General features: G+C 54.4%; 17 protein-coding genes and 1 pseudogene. 12 read left to right on the top strand and 6 right to left on the bottom strand.

What is annotated here, in order from left to right; genetic code table 11:
* Window positions 1-808: Rpn family recombination-promoting nuclease/putative transposase (locus ACWIUF_RS09685; protein WP_448572155.1), on the bottom strand; the 808-nt coding region annotated here is incomplete at its 3' end.
* A 210-nt stretch (window positions 809-1,018) separates the two neighbouring features.
* Between ACWIUF_RS09685 and psb28 the strand changes: the two genes are divergently transcribed.
* The 10 genes from psb28 to ACWIUF_RS09635 all read left to right on the top strand — a co-directional run bounded on the left by psb28 (window position 1,019) and on the right by ACWIUF_RS09635 (window position 9,480).
* The gene (psb28, locus tag ACWIUF_RS09680) at window positions 1,019-1,357 is read left to right on the top strand and encodes a photosystem II reaction center protein Psb28 (protein ID WP_448572154.1); all 339 of its coding nucleotides are present in this window, start codon (window positions 1,019-1,021) and stop codon (window positions 1,355-1,357) included.
* Between the two features lie 15 nt (window positions 1,358-1,372).
* Complete coding sequence (locus ACWIUF_RS09675) at window positions 1,373-1,888, top strand: MogA/MoaB family molybdenum cofactor biosynthesis protein (RefSeq protein ID WP_448572153.1); 516 nt, start codon at window positions 1,373-1,375, stop codon at window positions 1,886-1,888.
* Window positions 1,889-2,147: 259 nt separating this feature from the next.
* Window positions 2,148-3,539, top strand: coding sequence for a thioredoxin-disulfide reductase (trxB, locus tag ACWIUF_RS09670; RefSeq protein ID WP_448572152.1), 1,392 nt, complete (start codon window positions 2,148-2,150; stop codon window positions 3,537-3,539).
* Between the two features lie 32 nt (window positions 3,540-3,571).
* Window positions 3,572-3,820, top strand: a complete 249-nt coding sequence (locus tag ACWIUF_RS09665) for a hypothetical protein (protein WP_448572151.1) — start codon at window positions 3,572-3,574, stop codon at window positions 3,818-3,820.
* A 461-nt stretch (window positions 3,821-4,281) separates the two neighbouring features.
* Window positions 4,282-5,622 (top strand): NB-ARC domain-containing protein, encoded by a 1,341-nt coding sequence (locus ACWIUF_RS09660; protein ID WP_448572150.1) that lies wholly within the window; start codon window positions 4,282-4,284, stop codon window positions 5,620-5,622.
* A gap of 189 nt (window positions 5,623-5,811) precedes the next feature.
* The gene (locus ACWIUF_RS09655; protein ID WP_448572149.1) at window positions 5,812-7,407 is read left to right on the top strand and encodes a protein kinase domain-containing protein; all 1,596 of its coding nucleotides are present in this window, start codon (window positions 5,812-5,814) and stop codon (window positions 7,405-7,407) included.
* Window positions 7,397-7,924: a hypothetical protein gene (locus ACWIUF_RS09650; protein WP_448572148.1), complete on the top strand. Its 528-nt coding sequence runs from the start codon at window positions 7,397-7,399 to the stop codon at window positions 7,922-7,924. The genes ACWIUF_RS09655 and ACWIUF_RS09650 overlap by 11 nt, the downstream gene beginning before the upstream one ends.
* Window positions 7,914-8,117, top strand: a complete 204-nt coding sequence (locus tag ACWIUF_RS09645; RefSeq protein ID WP_448572147.1) for a hypothetical protein — start codon at window positions 7,914-7,916, stop codon at window positions 8,115-8,117. The genes ACWIUF_RS09650 and ACWIUF_RS09645 overlap by 11 nt, the downstream gene beginning before the upstream one ends.
* Window positions 8,095-9,066 (top strand): RluA family pseudouridine synthase, encoded by a 972-nt coding sequence (locus ACWIUF_RS09640; protein WP_448572146.1) that lies wholly within the window; start codon window positions 8,095-8,097, stop codon window positions 9,064-9,066. The genes ACWIUF_RS09645 and ACWIUF_RS09640 overlap by 23 nt, the downstream gene beginning before the upstream one ends.
* A 108-nt stretch (window positions 9,067-9,174) precedes the next feature.
* Window positions 9,175-9,480: a hypothetical protein gene (locus ACWIUF_RS09635; RefSeq protein ID WP_448572145.1), complete on the top strand. Its 306-nt coding sequence runs from the start codon at window positions 9,175-9,177 to the stop codon at window positions 9,478-9,480.
* A gap of 97 nt (window positions 9,481-9,577) precedes the next feature.
* Here ACWIUF_RS09635 and ACWIUF_RS09630 read toward each other — a convergent pair whose 3' ends face one another.
* Window positions 9,578-10,279, bottom strand: a complete 702-nt coding sequence (locus tag ACWIUF_RS09630; protein WP_448572144.1) for a riboflavin synthase — start codon at window positions 10,277-10,279, stop codon at window positions 9,578-9,580.
* A gap of 734 nt (window positions 10,280-11,013) precedes the next feature.
* Here ACWIUF_RS09630 and ACWIUF_RS09625 point away from each other — a divergent pair.
* Window positions 11,014-11,514, top strand: a complete 501-nt coding sequence (locus ACWIUF_RS09625; RefSeq protein ID WP_448572143.1) for a bifunctional nuclease family protein — start codon at window positions 11,014-11,016, stop codon at window positions 11,512-11,514.
* Between the two features lie 324 nt (window positions 11,515-11,838).
* On the opposite strand, the gene ACWIUF_RS09620 is transcribed toward ACWIUF_RS09625, so the two are convergent.
* Genes ACWIUF_RS09620 through ACWIUF_RS09610 form a run of 3 tightly spaced genes read right to left on the bottom strand, consistent with a single transcriptional unit; the run spans window position 11,839 to window position 13,790 of the window.
* Window positions 11,839-12,672 carry an alpha/beta fold hydrolase gene (locus ACWIUF_RS09620; RefSeq protein WP_448572142.1) on the bottom strand — a complete coding sequence of 278 codons (834 nt, stop codon included), beginning with the start codon at window positions 12,670-12,672 and terminating at the stop codon, window positions 11,839-11,841.
* A gap of 25 nt (window positions 12,673-12,697) precedes the next feature.
* Entirely contained in the window at window positions 12,698-13,186 is a 489-nt protein-coding gene (locus ACWIUF_RS09615; protein ID WP_448572141.1) for an NUDIX domain-containing protein, read from the bottom strand.
* Window positions 13,187-13,202: 16 nt separating this feature from the next.
* Window positions 13,203-13,790 carry a PAP/fibrillin family protein gene (locus tag ACWIUF_RS09610; RefSeq protein WP_448572140.1) on the bottom strand — a complete coding sequence of 196 codons (588 nt, stop codon included), beginning with the start codon at window positions 13,788-13,790 and terminating at the stop codon, window positions 13,203-13,205.
* A gap of 246 nt (window positions 13,791-14,036) precedes the next feature.
* On the opposite strand from ACWIUF_RS09610, the gene cax reads away from it, so the two are divergent.
* Window positions 14,037-15,194 (top strand): calcium/proton exchanger, encoded by a 1,158-nt coding sequence (gene cax / locus ACWIUF_RS09605; RefSeq protein ID WP_448572139.1) that lies wholly within the window; start codon window positions 14,037-14,039, stop codon window positions 15,192-15,194.
* A 56-nt stretch (window positions 15,195-15,250) separates the two neighbouring features.
* Here cax and ACWIUF_RS09600 read toward each other — a convergent pair.
* Window positions 15,251-15,502, bottom strand: a pseudogene (locus ACWIUF_RS09600) (cell wall hydrolase); the annotation flags it as partial.

Raw genomic sequence — 15,502 nt, 5'->3', positions numbered from 1 at the left:
GGTCCACCCCGCCAAACCGCCGGTTCAACAACCGCAAAATCAAGGATGAGGCTTCTGCCTGCCGCCCTTCTTGGAGTCCCTGCTGGAGTCCCTGCTGGAGTCCCTGCTGGAGTCCCTGCTGGAGTCCCTGCTGGAGTCCCTCTTGAACCCCTTCCTGCAAAATTTCTTGATAGATCACCGATTCGCGCATCATCCCCTCCCGAAAAATCTGACGAATCAACGGTTGCTTAAACTTCAAGCCCGCAAAAATCTGCGTATAAGTTGATAACTCCTGCCGCTGCTGCTCCGATTCTAGCTGACTAATCTGAGCCGCCACCCGTTGCAATAGGTCTTCTGGTTGGTTCGTCGCTGCCAACGGAGCCAAGGGTAACAACGCTGGATCACTCAGTAATATGGCTGGGTCCTGCTCCCACAAACACACCACCCGGAACCGATGTTGGGTCTCCCCCACCTGAAAGTGATCCTGAATTACCGTCCCTGCCGTGGGCGGGAGCAATACAATCACCACCTGGATAATCGGCACTTGATACTGTCGATACAGCCGTACCCAGTAGTCCAACATCCGAAACTCGAGCGGCGGTTGGGAAGGCCAGCGCGTTTGAAATTCGAGATGGAGAATGCGATCGCGGAGCGTCTCCCCTGGCGAATTGCGGGTACGCAGAAACACTAGCGAGTCTGCCCGAATGGGTTCAATACTCAACTCGGTTTTGAGGACACTGACGCTTTCCGGGACTTCACCCAGTATCCAGGCGGCGAACGGTTCTGGGTGTTTTTCGGCGAGGAGTTTGCCAAGATTGTCGAAGGCCATAGACCAAAGCACATAGCTGAGCGCTTCCCTAGTATGGGCGATGTGGCTCCCGATCCTCGCAAAAGGCTCACGGGATGCTGGGTGGCCATACACCGACGGTGATCGCGGTTAAGCAGATCCATCAAAATTACAAACCCCCGTTGCAAACCCCGAAAAATGGTATGCTGATTGTGTTAAGAAGGTTTAAGTGCAGATTAATTTTTAGGATCTATGGCTGAAATCCAATTCTCCCAAGGCGTTACCGAAAGTGTGGTGCCCGATGTCCGGTTGACGCGATCGCGAGATGGCAGCACTGGGACTGCGACCTTTTATTTTCAGAATCCCGATGCCCTGCGTCAGGATCGTACCGACGAGATCACGGGGATGTATCTGGTGGACGAGGAAGGCGAAATTGTTTCCCGCGAAGTGAATGCCAAATTCATCAACGGCCAACCGGAGGCGATCGAAGCCCGCTACATTATGCGATCGCCGGAAGAATGGGATCGGTTCATCCGTTTTATGAATCGCTATGCCGAAGAACACGGCCTCGGATTGCAGCGCAACGAATAGGAGGTACGGGGTTCGATGGTTCTGCCCCATCCCGATCCGGGTAATCCTGTCGCCATCTACTGTGCGATCATTACGCTGAGTGATACCCGCACGATGGTGGACGATCGTAGTGGTCAATTGATTCAGCAGTGTCTGACCGATGCCGGCCACCAAGTGGGTTTCTATGGCCTGTTACCTGATGAACCGGACTTACTGGTGCAACAGTTGGGTCACTTGGCACAACAACCCGATCTGGATGTTGTGATTACGAATGGGGGGACTGGCGTGACCCCCAGGGATAGTACCTATGATGCGATCGTGCCCCTGTTAGATAAAACCTTGCCCGGTTTTGGCGAATTGTTCCGCTGGCTGAGTTATCAGGAAATTGGCTCACGGGCAATGGCTTCACGGGCGATCGCGGGTACCTATCATGGCAAGTTGATCTTTGTGCTGCCTGGTTCACAAAATGCCGTGCGCCTGGCCATGCAGTCATTAATTTTGCCGGAATTGGTACACCTCACTCGTCAATTGCAAAGCTCGCCACCCAGCTAGGGCCGTACCCAATTAAGCAGGTTAATGAGGAAACGCTTGTCGGGCCGGCTTTAACTGGCAACGACTAAAGTCGTGACTACCAACATTGCGAAGCTTGCGGGGGATTGGAATCGCTGCGGATCATGCGGCTCAAATTCATGGAATCAACGCTTTGGGGCGGGGTGAGCGGCTAGATGATCACCGCTGACCGGCGATCGCCCCGTTAGGACCATCGCTGTGCTACACTAAGCGTAGTCGTTATGAGTTTGAGATAAGTCCTATGAGTCGCCCAGCCGTTGAGAATCTGGTGATTATTGGTTCAGGGCCTGCTGGATATACGGCGGCCATCTATGCCGGACGTGCCAACCTGCGGCCTTTGGTCTTCGAGGGCTACCAGGCCGGGGGTATTCCTGGTGGGCAACTGATGACTACTACCGAAGTCGAAAACTTTCCGGGTTTCCCCGACGGGATTACGGGGCCGGAATTAATGCAACGCACCAAGGCTCAGGCTGTGCGCTGGGGGGCTGAATTCATTACGGAAGATGTTACCGCTGTGGATCTCAGCCAGCGACCGTTCATCGTGCGATCGACAGAGCACGAAGTCCGTGCCCATAGCCTGGTGATTGCGACTGGGGCGATGGCCCAACGGCTGGGACTCCCCTCGGAAGATCTCTACTGGAATCGGGGAATTTCAGCCTGTGCGATCTGTGATGGCACCAGCCCCATCTTCAGGGGGGTTGAGTTGGTGGTGATTGGTGGGGGTGATACAGCGGCAGAGGAAGCAGTTTATCTCACCAAATATGGCTCCCAGGTTCATTTATTGGTGCGGCGCGATCGGATGCGGGCCAGTAAAGCCATGCAGGATCGGGTGTTGAACCACCCCAAAATCACGGTACATTGGCACACGGAAGCGGTGGACGTGGCCGGGGATGGTGAGCGCCTGCAACGGGTGAAGGTCCGCAACAACGAAACTGGCGAAGTGACAGAGATTGAGGCGGGGGGCTTGTTCTACGCGATCGGTCATACCCCCAACACCGCCATTTTCAAGGGCCAAATTGATCTTGATGACGTGGGCTATATCAAAGTGCAACCCGGTTCTGTTGCCACTAATGTGCCTGGTGTCTTTGCTGCCGGGGATGTCCAGGACCATGAATTCCGGCAGGCAATCACGGCGGCAGGCACAGGGTGTATGGCTGCAATGTTGGCAGAACGGTGGTTATCGGAACATGACCTGATCCAGGAGTTCCACCAGGAAGCGCGGGAAGCGTCGGCCTCCGCAGCACCGCCAGCCGCGTCCACTCCTTCTGCCTCACCGGAGACCAGTGCCGATCCGGCGGCTACCTTTGATCCCAATGCTACTCGCCATGTCGGTAGCTATGCCCTGCGCAAGCTCTACCATGACAGCGATCGCCTGATCATGGTCAAATATGCCTCGCCCACCTGTGGCCCTTGCCATACCCTGAAGCCGATCCTGAGCAAGGTCGTCGATGAGTTTGACGGTCAGATTCACTATGTGGAAATTGACATTGAGGCCGATCCCGAAATTGCCGAAGCCGCAGGGATTACTGGCACACCCACGGTGCAGTTTTTCAAAAATAAGGACAAAGTCGGAGAAATACGGGGGGTGAAGCAAAAGAGCCAGTATCGGGAGATGATTATTAGCCAAATGTAGGACTACCCCCTGAAGCAGGGATTTTCCCAACAATGGCGGCTGACAGAACACGCGCCCACAGGGCAAGCATCCCTGCCGCCGCCTTTTTTGAGGACGATCGGGGCGAATCGGCGATGCCGGAGGTTTATCCCCGCCCCCGTCCTAACCGATCCAGCGATAACCCCGCCCCCGCCGTCAGGGAACTCTACCCTGGCGATACGTTTACCCCCCAGAGAGTACGATTAGACCTACCACTGCCGCCTAACACGATCGCCGGGTGTGATCACTGCAACCATAATTAACCGCCTGAGCTAGAATGGGACGAGCAACGCAAAATCACCTGCGATCGTGGCCAGCTCCGAAAGTTGCGGCCTAGGGTTGCGGTCAGGTCTGTCTGTTCAGGCTAAACCTTACCTAAAGAGGCATTCCAGCAGGCAGGCAGGCGCTGCGGCATACTTTAAAGTCCAATCCATACATTTTCCTATAGCCGTAATTCTACTGAAATACCATGACTCATGTAGCTAAAAACAACACCCCTTTCAGGCAAGTTAGCGATCCTAAATTTATAGTTCAACAGCTATAAGCTATACATTTAGTTGTTTGCTTAGTTAACATTAAAGTCTGAAAATTGCCGACTTTGGCTAGAATATGCATTGCTTTATTCTTGCAAAAGTATTAATGGTATTATATACTTATCTATCCAAATTGCGTTGTCAACGCTAGGATGGAAGTACTAATTGATTCGCTTTATTCAGGTGTAACCGTGAGCGCCTCAGATTTTACCGTCTTTCTCAGACAAGAGGCACGAAAGTGCCGGGTTTCCAACGCCGAACTCGCAGCTCTGGAGCTTGCGCTTGACAATCACTCAAGCGAGCAAATCGCCCAAAAGCTGGGTATCAGTCCCGCCGCCGCTCGCCAGCGGTTGAGTGAAGTTTATCGCAAGTTTCAGGTGGAAGGGCGCGGACCTGTGAAGCTGCGCAATCTCATGCAACGGCTGAATACCCAGTACAAGGAGCTATCGTCTACGACCGCGATCGCCCCGGCCCCTTCCCCCCCTGAGCTGCTAGATGGGGGGGGGAGGAGTTGGGATGAACTGATCCCGATCGTCAACCATTTCTATGGCCGTCAACCAGAATTGACGATGCTCCACCATGCCATTATTGAGGATCACACCCCCGTGGTGGGTCTGGTGGGTTTACCAGGGATTGGTAAGACGACCCTGGCGGCAAAGCTGGTGGAAGATTTGGAATCCTCCTTTGATCGGGTGATCTGGCGTACCTTGAATCAACCGATTCCGTTAATCAGTTTCCTGAATAACTTGTTGCAATCTTTGCAAGAACCCTCGGATCTGCAAGTTCCCTCAGTCCAAGCCGGTTTAGAGCAATTGCTGACGTATTTGGAACAGCAAGCGACTTTGCTGGTATTGGATAACTTTGATGCGGTTTTGCGTCCGGGCGATCCGCATGGACGGTATCAGTCCGGTTGTGAGGGGTATGGTCAGCTTATTCAGGCGATCGCCAAAGGCGATCATCCCAGTTGTTTGATTTTGACCAGCCATGTGGAAACGGTGGAATTGGTACAATTGGCACGACAGCAGTTGGCAGTGACCTTGAAGTTGGCCGGACTTAGCCCAGAGGCTGCCCAGTCGATGCTCAACGAGCGCGGTCTCAAAGGGGATGCGAAGTTCTATCAGCAATTGATCGAGCGCTATCGCAGCAATCCCTCACAACTGGAGGATGTGGCCACGATTATCCAGAATGTGTTTGATGGCGATGTGGCTCAGTTTATTGGCTTGGATACTACGATCGTCGATCCCACCTATCGTAAAGTTTTAGACCAGTATTTTAATTATTTAACTGAGTTGGAAGTTCTGGTGGTTCATACCCTGGCGCAAGCGGAGCAACCGATTGGTATTCAAACCATTAAGGAGAATGCGCGTAGGGATCTTGCTACCTCGGAAGTCATTGAGGCCCTGGAACAGTTGAGTAATCGTTCACTGCTAGAGAAAAAACGGGGTCGGGGCCAGAGTGAGTTACTCTTCACCTTGCAACCCGTCATCCGTAAATACGTCCGCAAGTATCGTATGTCCCCGGCGAGTGCGTAACCGATGGATGCATCCACCCCATCGCGCCGATCGTTGTCTATACCCAATCACCGGGTAGATGGGGTGAGTTATTGTCTTAATCCCAACTGTCGTCGGACGCAAGTTTTGGCGGCTGGGGAGACCTGCAAACATTGCGGAACTCCCCTATGGATTGATGGTCGCTATCGGCTGGTACGCTCCCTACGGGCGATGAATCCGCTAGCGACAACAGAGGTTTTTGAGGTGGAAAGCCGCAGACCCGATCGCACCCGGAAAGTGATGAAGGTCTTGAAGGATACTGACCCACAGGCCATCGAGCACTTTGAGCGGGAAGCCTTGGCGCTTCAGTGGTTAGATCATCCCGGCATCCCCAAGGTTGATCTCAGCGATTACTTTACGGTTGAAATTCCAGGCCGAGATGCGGTGCAAACGTTGCATTGTTTGGTCATGGAAAACATTGAAGGTGAGAATCTGGAGGAGTGGATTCGCAAGCGGGGGCGGATTGATCAAAAAACGGCGATCGTTTGGTTAAAGCAGCTACTAGAAATAGTAACCGTTATCCACGAACACCACTTCTTCCATCGGGATATTAAGCCATCCAATATTATGCGGCGATCGCAGGGGCAGCTTGTCCTGATTGATTTTGGTAGCGTCAGAAGCATGACGAATACCTACGTTGCCGCCGTTCATGCCCGCGAAGTGACCGCTTCCCTATCCGTTGGCTATACCCCTCAGGAGCAAGTCGATGGGCAGGCCCTGCCCCAATCCGATTTATTTGCCCTAGGGCGTACCTTTGTCTATCTATTAACCGGGATGCATCCAGCGGAATTCCCCTATCATCCGGGCAGTCATCGTTTAAACTGGCATCAGGAAGCGCCACAAATTTCTAAGGCTTTTAAGAACCTGATCGATGAATTAATGGCACCAGAACCAGGGCAACGGCCAGCGAGCGCGGCTAGCGTTTATCGTAACCTATCCGAGCACAAAATTTTTCTGACGGATCTGCGACTAACCCTCACTTCACGTCAATTCAAACGTCGCCTAGCCGTCCTTTTCGTTCTAGGCATCACAACCGTCAGCCTCTATCGCCTATCCTTCCCCCTGCTCAATTCATACTACTATAAGAAAGGTGTAGAAGCCTTAGAAAACGGGCAATTTGAACAAGCTTTAAAATATTATGACACTGCCTTATTCTACAATAAAAATGATGCTAAATCCTACAATGATAAAGGTTTAATTTATGAAATAAAAAATGAGATTAACAAAGCAAAAGATATGTTTGAACAGGCTGTTATGCTAGAGCCTGAAAATCCGATTTCTCTTTATAATTTGGGTGGAATTTATGATGATACTGGCGATTTAGCAAAGGCTAGAGATAACTATAGAAAGGTGATGACATCTGCCCACCCCGTCTCGATTAAAGCCCTTAACGATCTGGCGAGACTAAATATTCTTGATGATCGATTAGAAAAAGCAATTTCTCTTACATCATACGGCCTGCAAAATGATCCTGGTACTGAGATTAAGGCAGCACTTTATAAAAATCGCGGTTGGGCTTATTTTTTAATGAACAATTATGACCAAGCAAGTATGGATCTACACGCTGCTATTGAGTTGGATCAGGGGCGGACTGATGCCTACTGTCTGCTGGCACAAGTATTAGAAGCCCAACACAAACAAGCAGATGCCCTCAAATCCTGGTCCCACTGTCGTGATGGGTCTTCTCGTAGAAACCTAGAAGTTAGATTTTGGCAAACGATGGCTCGGCAACGTCTAATGAATCAGGAGAAATATCATGATCTCTAAAGTGATTTTTTGCAGTGGATTTGCGCTGTTTATCTGCCTCCTGAATAGTGCTAGCTCAACGATCGCCCAGGCACAGAGTTCATCCCCGCGAGTGACTTGTTACCCCACGGGTTGTGTTGCTAAGCGTCCACGTACTGGCAACTCGTCGGATCTGAGGATCGTAGATGTTAAGTTGGACGAGGAAGGGGCACAGCCAACGTTAGTTTGGACGGGTCTCCAAGGCGCTCACGCCTATTCGATTACTCTTTTTGAAATAACCCAATCAGAACCCCTAGCTGTTGTCACGCAACCGGCCACTGCGTTTACAAATAATGAGGAGAGTAATTCTGGGTACAGTAATACTGAGCTTAGTTATCCTTTGCCAGAAATATTAACCATTGGTAAGCAATATAAAATTGTCTTGGGAGCACAAGTTCTGGAAAACCATCGGGTGAAGGTAGTTACGGATGAAATGATTTTTGAGGTAATTCCTGAGCACGATCGTCCATCATCTCCACGCAACCGTGATGCAACCTGAAATTCGACTAGGGCCGGAGGCGGCAAAGATGTCGATTGAACCCTATACGCCTGCCCATCGCGATCGGGTAGAGGCCCCCTCTCGCTGCCAAAGGGGCAGCCTGGGGATTATGCTGGGAATGGACCATGCTGCTCTCGTGATCTGTCTGCGTGTCGTTTGCCCTGCTGCCTGTGTTATCCCCCTGTGCTTCTAGCCCCTCACCGATCGTCCTCCAGGTAGACCAATCTGGCCAGCGGCTTGATCGCTGGTTAACGGCCCAACTAACGGCCCAATGGCCGGAACTCTCCCGCTCCCGTATCCAAAAACTGATTGAACAGGGCCAGGTCCAACGGAATGGGATCGTTTGCACCCGTAAGCAGGAACCAGTTCAGGTGGGCGATCGCCTGCTGGTGACCCTGCCCCCGGCCACCCCTACCGCCCTCGAACCAGAGGCCATGCCCCTGGAGATTCTCTACGAAGATGAGCATCTGCTGGTGTTGAATAAACCGGCGGGTCTGGTTGTCCACCCGGCTCCTGGCCATCCCACAGGCACCCTCGTCCACGGGCTACTGGCCCACTGCGATCGCCTGCCGGTGATTGGGGGCAGCCAGCGACCGGGCATTGTCCACCGCCTGGATAAGGATACCAGCGGGGCGATCGCCATTGCCAAAACCGATCTGGCCCACCACCACCTGCAACAGCAACTCCAGGCCAAAACCGCCCATCGCCTCTATGTCGCTGTTGTCCACGGTGCGCCTCCCCAGATGACGGGGACGATCGACCTGCCCATCGGACGCCACCCCACCGATCGCAAACGGATGGCGGCCCTGCCCAATGATCCACGGGCACGGGCGGCGGTGACCCACTGGCAAGTGCTGGAGCGCTTGGGGAATTACACCCTCATGCAATTTCGGCTCGAAACGGGCCGCACCCACCAAATTCGGGTCCATAGCAGCGCGATCGGCCACCCGATCGTGGGTGATCCGGTCTACTGTTCAGGCCGCTCTGGGCGATCGTTGGGGGTGAATCTCCCGGGGCAGGCCCTCCATGCCTGGAAGCTCTGTTTTCTGCATCCTGTTACCGGCACCCCCCTCGCGGTCACCGCTCCCTGGCCCCCTGTGTTGCAAACCCTGCTAACCGTTCTCCGCCAGCGGTGCCCCTAGGTGATGTGACGAATGGCCAGAAAGGTTAACCCTGGGACAGATGTCACCCGTCATAGCCAACGCAACAATGAAAGAGTAAGCCTTGTCTTGGATGTTAATCCCCTAACTATGAATACACGCTACCTAGAAGCAATGGATTCACCTCCCGACACCCTACGATTTAGCACCATCGAGTGGGATGCCCAAGTGCGATCGCAAGCGGCGGATATGCCGACGTTAATTGCCCAGATTGATGCAGCCCAGTCTGCCGTGGTTGTAGTCCTCAAACATGCCCACTGTCTCAGTGAGTCAGCCGCCTATAGCCTCTGTCAGTATCTCCTGACCCAAAATCCCGACGATGTTTCGCTGGTCTTCGTCGCCAGTGAAAAAGCCCAAATCCATCCCCTGCTCCGCCGCTACGGGAAGTGCATCTAGGCCACGATCGGCCACGTTAGATTGATACGAGCTTGAAGCTGCCCTTAGTGGCTGCATCTACTGTTTTTCCCCTTGTTCTGGGTACCCAACCTGGGGCCTAACCGTAGCCATGCTCACGTAGGAACGCCTCGGTAATCCCTAGCGAGGAGGCTTCGGTTGCGGTTGACGGAATGGCTCCGCTGGCGGCGTAAATGCCCGTGGCTGGCCCACTGCCCAACAAAAATTTCTCGACATACTTACCCAACACATCGGCTTCGAGGTTGACCCGATCGCCTGGTTGCAAGAAGCGTAGCGTCGTCTCCTGATAGGTCTGGGGGATCACCGCCACCTGAAAATGGGTCCCCGCTGGATTACAGGCTGCCACCGTGAGGCTGATCCCATTCACAGCAATACTACCCTTGGGGATCAGGTAGCGGGCCACATCTGCCGGAGCCTCAAAGTGGAGCTCCCAAGCCCTGCCCGTCGGTTGCGCTGAGCGCAGGGTACCGACGCCATCCACATGCCCAGTCACGAAGTGCCCCCCCAACTTACTGCCCACCCGCAGGGCGGTTTCCAGATTAACGGGGGCCACCTGCTCCCCCAAGGTGGTTCGTCGCAAGGTTTCTGGCGAAGCCGTAGCCCGAAAGCCCATTGGCAGAATTTCCACCACTGTCAGACAGACCCCATCCACCGCCACACTATCCCCGATCGCCAAATCCGGTAGAATCACCGCCCTGGCCTCCGAGCCGCAGATGATCTGGAGCTGGTCATTGCCCACCCGGTCTAAACGACCGATCGCCTGAACCAAACCTGTAAACACCCTAACCTCCGCTATGTATGGCGTTATGATTGTCCCAAGGTCAGGATAGGGAAGCCTATCCGCCCATCAGCAGTCTTCTGAGCAGGGCTACAGCCGTTCCCTCTCATGGAGTACTGTCAAGCCTTGTGAACAAGGGGCTTAAGCCCCTTGTCTGTACTTCATTCACCAAGTATGGAAATGCTGTATTAGTGAACATAGCTATATTTTGAACATGGCTATATTTTGAACAATCTGTGACGGACTTGGCCTTGGCAAAGGCTAGAATCTGGCAAATTTGAGGGGGATCGGGGAGCTACTTGTGCCCGTCTCTTCGCCCCTGGGCCAGAACCGGGCCTACTTAAAAGCAGGCGCATCGGGGCAATGCGATCGCCCCTAGCAGGGGAGGTCTGCCCTCAGGTTGGCTGTTTTCGATTAAAGTCAGTACAATCCCAACATCCCCTGGCATGGTCTCCGGTTGGGGTGCTCTTTGAGCTGTAACACGTTGTGGTGGGTTTAACTGCAACCGGTTGGCTGGGGGCGGTGGCTCTGGGGGGTGGCTCAAGCAACGTGGATGGTGCCCATCAGGTGGCCCCTAGATTGGGTACCTTTGCCAGGTCGGTTTTGGTGGCTAAATTGGCTACCTGGCTTTTAAGAAACTGCCACCGAGACCCATCTTCATCGTTTAATGTTGAAGTAGGGTAAATGCGATGGCTAGGGTTCCCTGCTTCCCTAAAGGTTCTAGAGGCTCAAATCCTATGATCGAGATGAAAATTGCTGGTATTGCCTTGGATGCGGTATCCCGTAGCCCGATCGTGATCCTGAGGGACGATGCGGATCGGCGGGCATTGCCTATCTACATCGGTCAGGACCAAGCCCGCTCGATCATCAGTGCGCTCGAAAACCAGGTGCCTCCACGCCCCCTCACCCACGATCTATTGGTGAACGTGCTGGAAGCCTGGGATATGACCGTCGAACGGGTAGTGATTCATTCCTTGCAGGACAACACCTTCTTTGCGGTGCTGACGGTACGCCAGGGTGACGTGAAAAAGGACATTGACGCCCGCCCCAGTGACGCGATCGCGATTGCCATTCGCACGGGCAGCCCCATCTGGGTTTCCGAGGAGGTGATTCTGGATGCCTCCCTCCCCGTTGATCAGGAAGCTGATGAGGCTGAGCAAAAGGCATTTCGTGATTTCATTGCCAATTTGCGACCCGACGACTTTAAGCAGCACGATCGCTCTAGTCATGGCGACTAGGCAGCAGCGGACTTCATGGCTTAGAGGGTGTTAAAAAGTCCAGAAACCAGCCGTTTGGGCGACTAAAGTCGCCACTACAAACGCAAAATCACGTTGAGGACGGCCAAAGGCTGAAGTTCGTAGTTGTGGTTTTAACCGCGATCCCCCTTTTAAAACATCCTCTTAAGCTCGCTCGAAGCGCAAAGTCAAGGGGCGAGATTGGCAGTCGTTGGCGTCAGTGCGATCAGAACTTTTTGGTGGAATTCGCAGGGTATTCGCAGGGTAAAAGTTTACCGGGTTGAGTCCCCAGCGCGATCGCTGCCATTTTGCCCTAGGGGAAGCTGACTACCCTGAGGTTGATGAATGGCGCTGGCTAATAAATTGACGAATCTGGGCCGCCACCCGATCGGGGGCATCCACCAAACAATGGTGATGGGGACCAGCCGGTAGCTGTTTTACCACTGCCTGGGGCAGGGCGCGGGCATAGACCTGAAGGGTGGCTTCGGCAACTGCCGTGGTGGGCATCTCTTGCAGCAACAGCACCGGTCGCTTCAGCCACGGTAACTGCGCTTGCAACTGCTCCGCCTGAATTTCCGCCCGACGCCGTTGAAACAGCAGATGGCAGGCCGTGGGCGAGTGTTGATAGCGCTCATATAACTGCCAGAGGCGATCGCAACGGTCCTTTTGGCCCAGCAACCGCAGGAGCGGCCCGCAGGCCCGCAGGAGCCACACCAATACGGGCGGTCGCCCCATTAACCAGGCTGCCCCTCGCCAAGGCGCTTGTCCGGGTACTGCGACCCCTTCCGGCGACAGCAAGACTAGCCCCTGCACCTGATCCAGGTGTTGGAGGGCATACCTGGCCGCAACCCAAGCGCCCAGCGAGTCGGCCACCAGATAAACCTCACGCAAGCGTAGGGCTGCCAGGTACTCGGCTAAACCTTCCACCAGTAGGGCGATCGAATAATGAATCGGGGGGCGTTCTGACTCCCCAAAACCGAGGAGATCCGGTGCAAAACAGTGGTAATCCGGACTGAGCAGGGCCATCACCGGCACCCACTGCTGGCTGGTGTGCCAAGCACCATGTAACAACACGATCGTCGGACCACCGATACCCTGTTCGTGCCAAAACCATTGGCCTTGCGAAAGTTTGAGCCGTGCGTGCCGCAGAGGGGGAGCCATGCCAATTACCAACGATACCAAGGTTCTATGCTACCGTTGTTAGTCCCTCTAAGTAGTCCTGCAACTGCCGATCGTGATCATGGGACAACGCACCGATCGGTAATGCTTCTCGGCAGAAGGCTTGCACCGCCATCACCTCCAGCGGATCTTGCACCTGGGGGATACCCATTGCCTGTACCGCGATCACGACACAAATGGAATGCACACGGGGATCGCGATCGGGCGCAGAATAAACCCCTACTAGGCGCTCGATGCTCTGCACCTGCAAGCCCGTTTCCTCCCTTAGTTCCCGCCTAACCGTTGTCGCAATGGTTTCACCCCAATCCACAAAGCCACCGGGCAGACCCCACCGTTCCGTATCCCGACGACGAACCAGCACGATCGTGCCATCGGGCAAGACTGGAATGATACTGGTCCCCGTTACCGGATGGCGAAACACTAGGCCAACCACGGTTTGGACAAAGTGGCGACAGCGCTGCCAAAGGGGGGGCACCTTTTCCGAGCGGGATGACATGGAACCGGAGACCCCTTCAGGACTTGCTGAGTACAAACACGTTACCTTCATTGCCGCGACCAATGCGCAAATCTTCATCCAAATAGGTAATTTCTAACCAACCGCGCTGCTCTTTTTGGGGATCAATCTGAACATCGATCGCGGCAAAGCGTTTCCCGGCCTCCAGTTGGCGAATAAAATCGGCGGGTGATCGATAGTTGATTAGTCGCTGAAGTCCCACGATAAACCGCTCAAAGTGAACATTGACCCGCCGCTCAGACACGGGTGTAAACGTGGCCTTGACACTGACAATGCCGTCCAAAAACGGTGGGCCTGTTACCTCGGCAATATTGTAAATCTGGGCGTTCTGCACCCGAATGCATTGGTAAATCGGCCCCAACTGTGCCAATGGCACCCGATCGATCCCTAGCAATTCCTGACTGGTGGTATACAGTAAGCGCCAATCTCCCGCCAACCGGTCTACTGCTGCGGTAGGCCGAGGGGTGGGATTGCGATCTTCTAATTGGGCGATCGCCGCCAGGATGGCCTGGCGATCGCGGGCCGAGGCTGATAACCCTCGGTTTTTACCCGCCAGGATGTCTAACAGGGCTGCTTTACCTAACATGGGTGTCTCTCCTAACCATACCCATTGGGAGCCTAACACCTCTGACGATGAACGGGACCTCTAGAAGCCGCGATCGCCCTCACTCGCTGGCTGATTCAGGGGAAGCCTAACACTGCTGACGAGGAACGGGGCCGGGGCCGGGGCCGGGGGGGTTCAGACCGTTGCCCATTGCGATCACCCTTGCGGCAGATTACCCTAGGAGACTTGAGGCTATCCCTCTTGCCGCAGCTAACGGTGATCTGAACTATGTCGAAGCAGCAAGCGATTCTGTCGGTTTTGTTGATCTTTATCCCGATTTCCGTCGCCGCCCATTTCCTGGCGTGGGGCGAGTTGACTGTGTTTGTGACCGCCGGGTTAGCCATTTTACCCCTGGCGGCCTGGATGGGCACTGCTACGGAGGAAATTGCGATCGTGGCGGGTCCTATCCTCGGTGGGTTACTCAATGCGACCTTTGGCAATGCGACCGAATTGATCATCGCCCTCATTGCCCTGCGGGCGGGCCTGGTTAGCGTTGTTAAGGCCAGTATCACTGGCTCGATCATCGGCAACCTGTTGTTGGTGATGGGGTTAGCCATGCTTTTGGGTGGCCTGCGCTATAAGGAACAAACCTTTCAGCCAGTGGTGGCACGGGTCAATGCCTCCTCGATGAACCTGGCGGTGATTGCGCTCCTGCTCCCCTCGGCGGTGGACTATACCTCGAGCGGCATTGATGATCTCATCTTGCAACGGCTCTCGATCGCGACAGCGATCGTCCTCATCGGGGTCTATGGCCTGACCCTGCTGTTTTCCATGAAGACCCATAGCTACCTCTATGAGGTGGGCATCGCGGGGGCTGAGGAAATGGGAATAGCCTCGAATGCCCATGCGCCGACGAGTGCTAATGCGCCAACTACGGCTACAACCAACACCCACGGGGATACCCATTCTCCTAATCTGACCCTCTGGATTGGGGTGCTGTTGGTGGCCACGGTTTTGGTAGCGATCGAGTCGGAGCTACTGGTGGATAGCCTGGAAGCCGCCACCAGTCAACTAGGGTTGACGGCGCTGTTTACTGGGGTGATCCTCCTGCCCATCATTGGTAATGCTGCCGAACACGCCACCGCCGTGACCGTTGCCATGAAAAATAAGATGGACCTGTCCCTCAGCGTTGCCGTTGGCTCCAGCCTTCAGATTGCCCTGTTTGTGGCCCCGGTGCTCGTCCTCGCGGGGTGGTTCCTGGGCCAGCCAATGGACTTAAACTTTAATCCCTTTGAACTGGTGGCTGTGGCCGTCGCTGTGTTGATTACCAATTCCATCAGTGCAGATGGCAAGTCCAACTGGCTTGAAGGAACCTTGCTCCTCGCGGCCTACGCGGTTTTGGGATTAGCCTTTTATTTCCATCCCGTGATTGAGGGGATTGGCTAACCCGCCGACGGGCTACTTAACCTCCTTAGCGGCTGGAACCTGGGCGGGTTGGCACCTTAACGGGTTTGAAACAGAACGGTGCGACTGTTGGCATCCCAGCCCACGGCAATATTGTTCCCCCCGCCTTGGAGATCCGCCGCCCGCACAAAGCCACTGCCCAGGAACGCATGAAGGCCAATCCCCAAACGCGGTAAAACGTTAATCGGCACAAAGGAATTGTTACTCACAATGATTCCCTTCTCCGGTTGCAATTGGCCGTTAATACGGATGTTGATGGCATTCGTACCAGGTGGCGGTGGCGGCGGGGG

It is taken from the genome of Trichothermofontia sp., assembly GCF_053493415.1.
The sequence above is the reverse complement of the archived record's forward strand: the minus strand, read 5'-3'. Positions and strand labels throughout refer to the sequence as shown.

Bases quoted from the DNA above. Each gene is read 5' to 3' on its own strand.
- psb28 (WP_448572154.1), top strand. From the start codon at position 1,019: ATGGCTGAAATCCAATTCTCCCAAGGCGTTACCGAAAGTGTGGTGCCC.
- ACWIUF_RS09675 (WP_448572153.1), top strand. From the start codon at position 1,373: ATGGTTCTGCCCCATCCCGATCCGGGTAATCCTGTCGCCATCTACTGT.
- trxB (WP_448572152.1), top strand. From the start codon at position 2,148: ATGAGTCGCCCAGCCGTTGAGAATCTGGTGATTATTGGTTCAGGGCCT.
- ACWIUF_RS09665 (WP_448572151.1), top strand. From the start codon at position 3,572: ATGGCGGCTGACAGAACACGCGCCCACAGGGCAAGCATCCCTGCCGCC.
- ACWIUF_RS09655 (WP_448572149.1), top strand. From the start codon at position 5,812: ATGAATCCGCTAGCGACAACAGAGGTTTTTGAGGTGGAAAGCCGCAGA.
- ACWIUF_RS09650 (WP_448572148.1), top strand. From the start codon at position 7,397: ATGATCTCTAAAGTGATTTTTTGCAGTGGATTTGCGCTGTTTATCTGC.
- ACWIUF_RS09645 (WP_448572147.1), top strand. From the start codon at position 7,914: ATGCAACCTGAAATTCGACTAGGGCCGGAGGCGGCAAAGATGTCGATT.
- ACWIUF_RS09635 (WP_448572145.1), top strand. From the start codon at position 9,175: ATGAATACACGCTACCTAGAAGCAATGGATTCACCTCCCGACACCCTA.
- ACWIUF_RS09625 (WP_448572143.1), top strand. From the start codon at position 11,014: ATGATCGAGATGAAAATTGCTGGTATTGCCTTGGATGCGGTATCCCGT.
- ACWIUF_RS09620 (WP_448572142.1), bottom strand. From the start codon at position 12,672: ATGGCTCCCCCTCTGCGGCACGCACGGCTCAAACTTTCGCAAGGCCAA.
- ACWIUF_RS09615 (WP_448572141.1), bottom strand. From the start codon at position 13,186: ATGTCATCCCGCTCGGAAAAGGTGCCCCCCCTTTGGCAGCGCTGTCGC.
- ACWIUF_RS09610 (WP_448572140.1), bottom strand. From the start codon at position 13,790: ATGTTAGGTAAAGCAGCCCTGTTAGACATCCTGGCGGGTAAAAACCGA.
- cax (WP_448572139.1), top strand. From the start codon at position 14,037: ATGTCGAAGCAGCAAGCGATTCTGTCGGTTTTGTTGATCTTTATCCCG.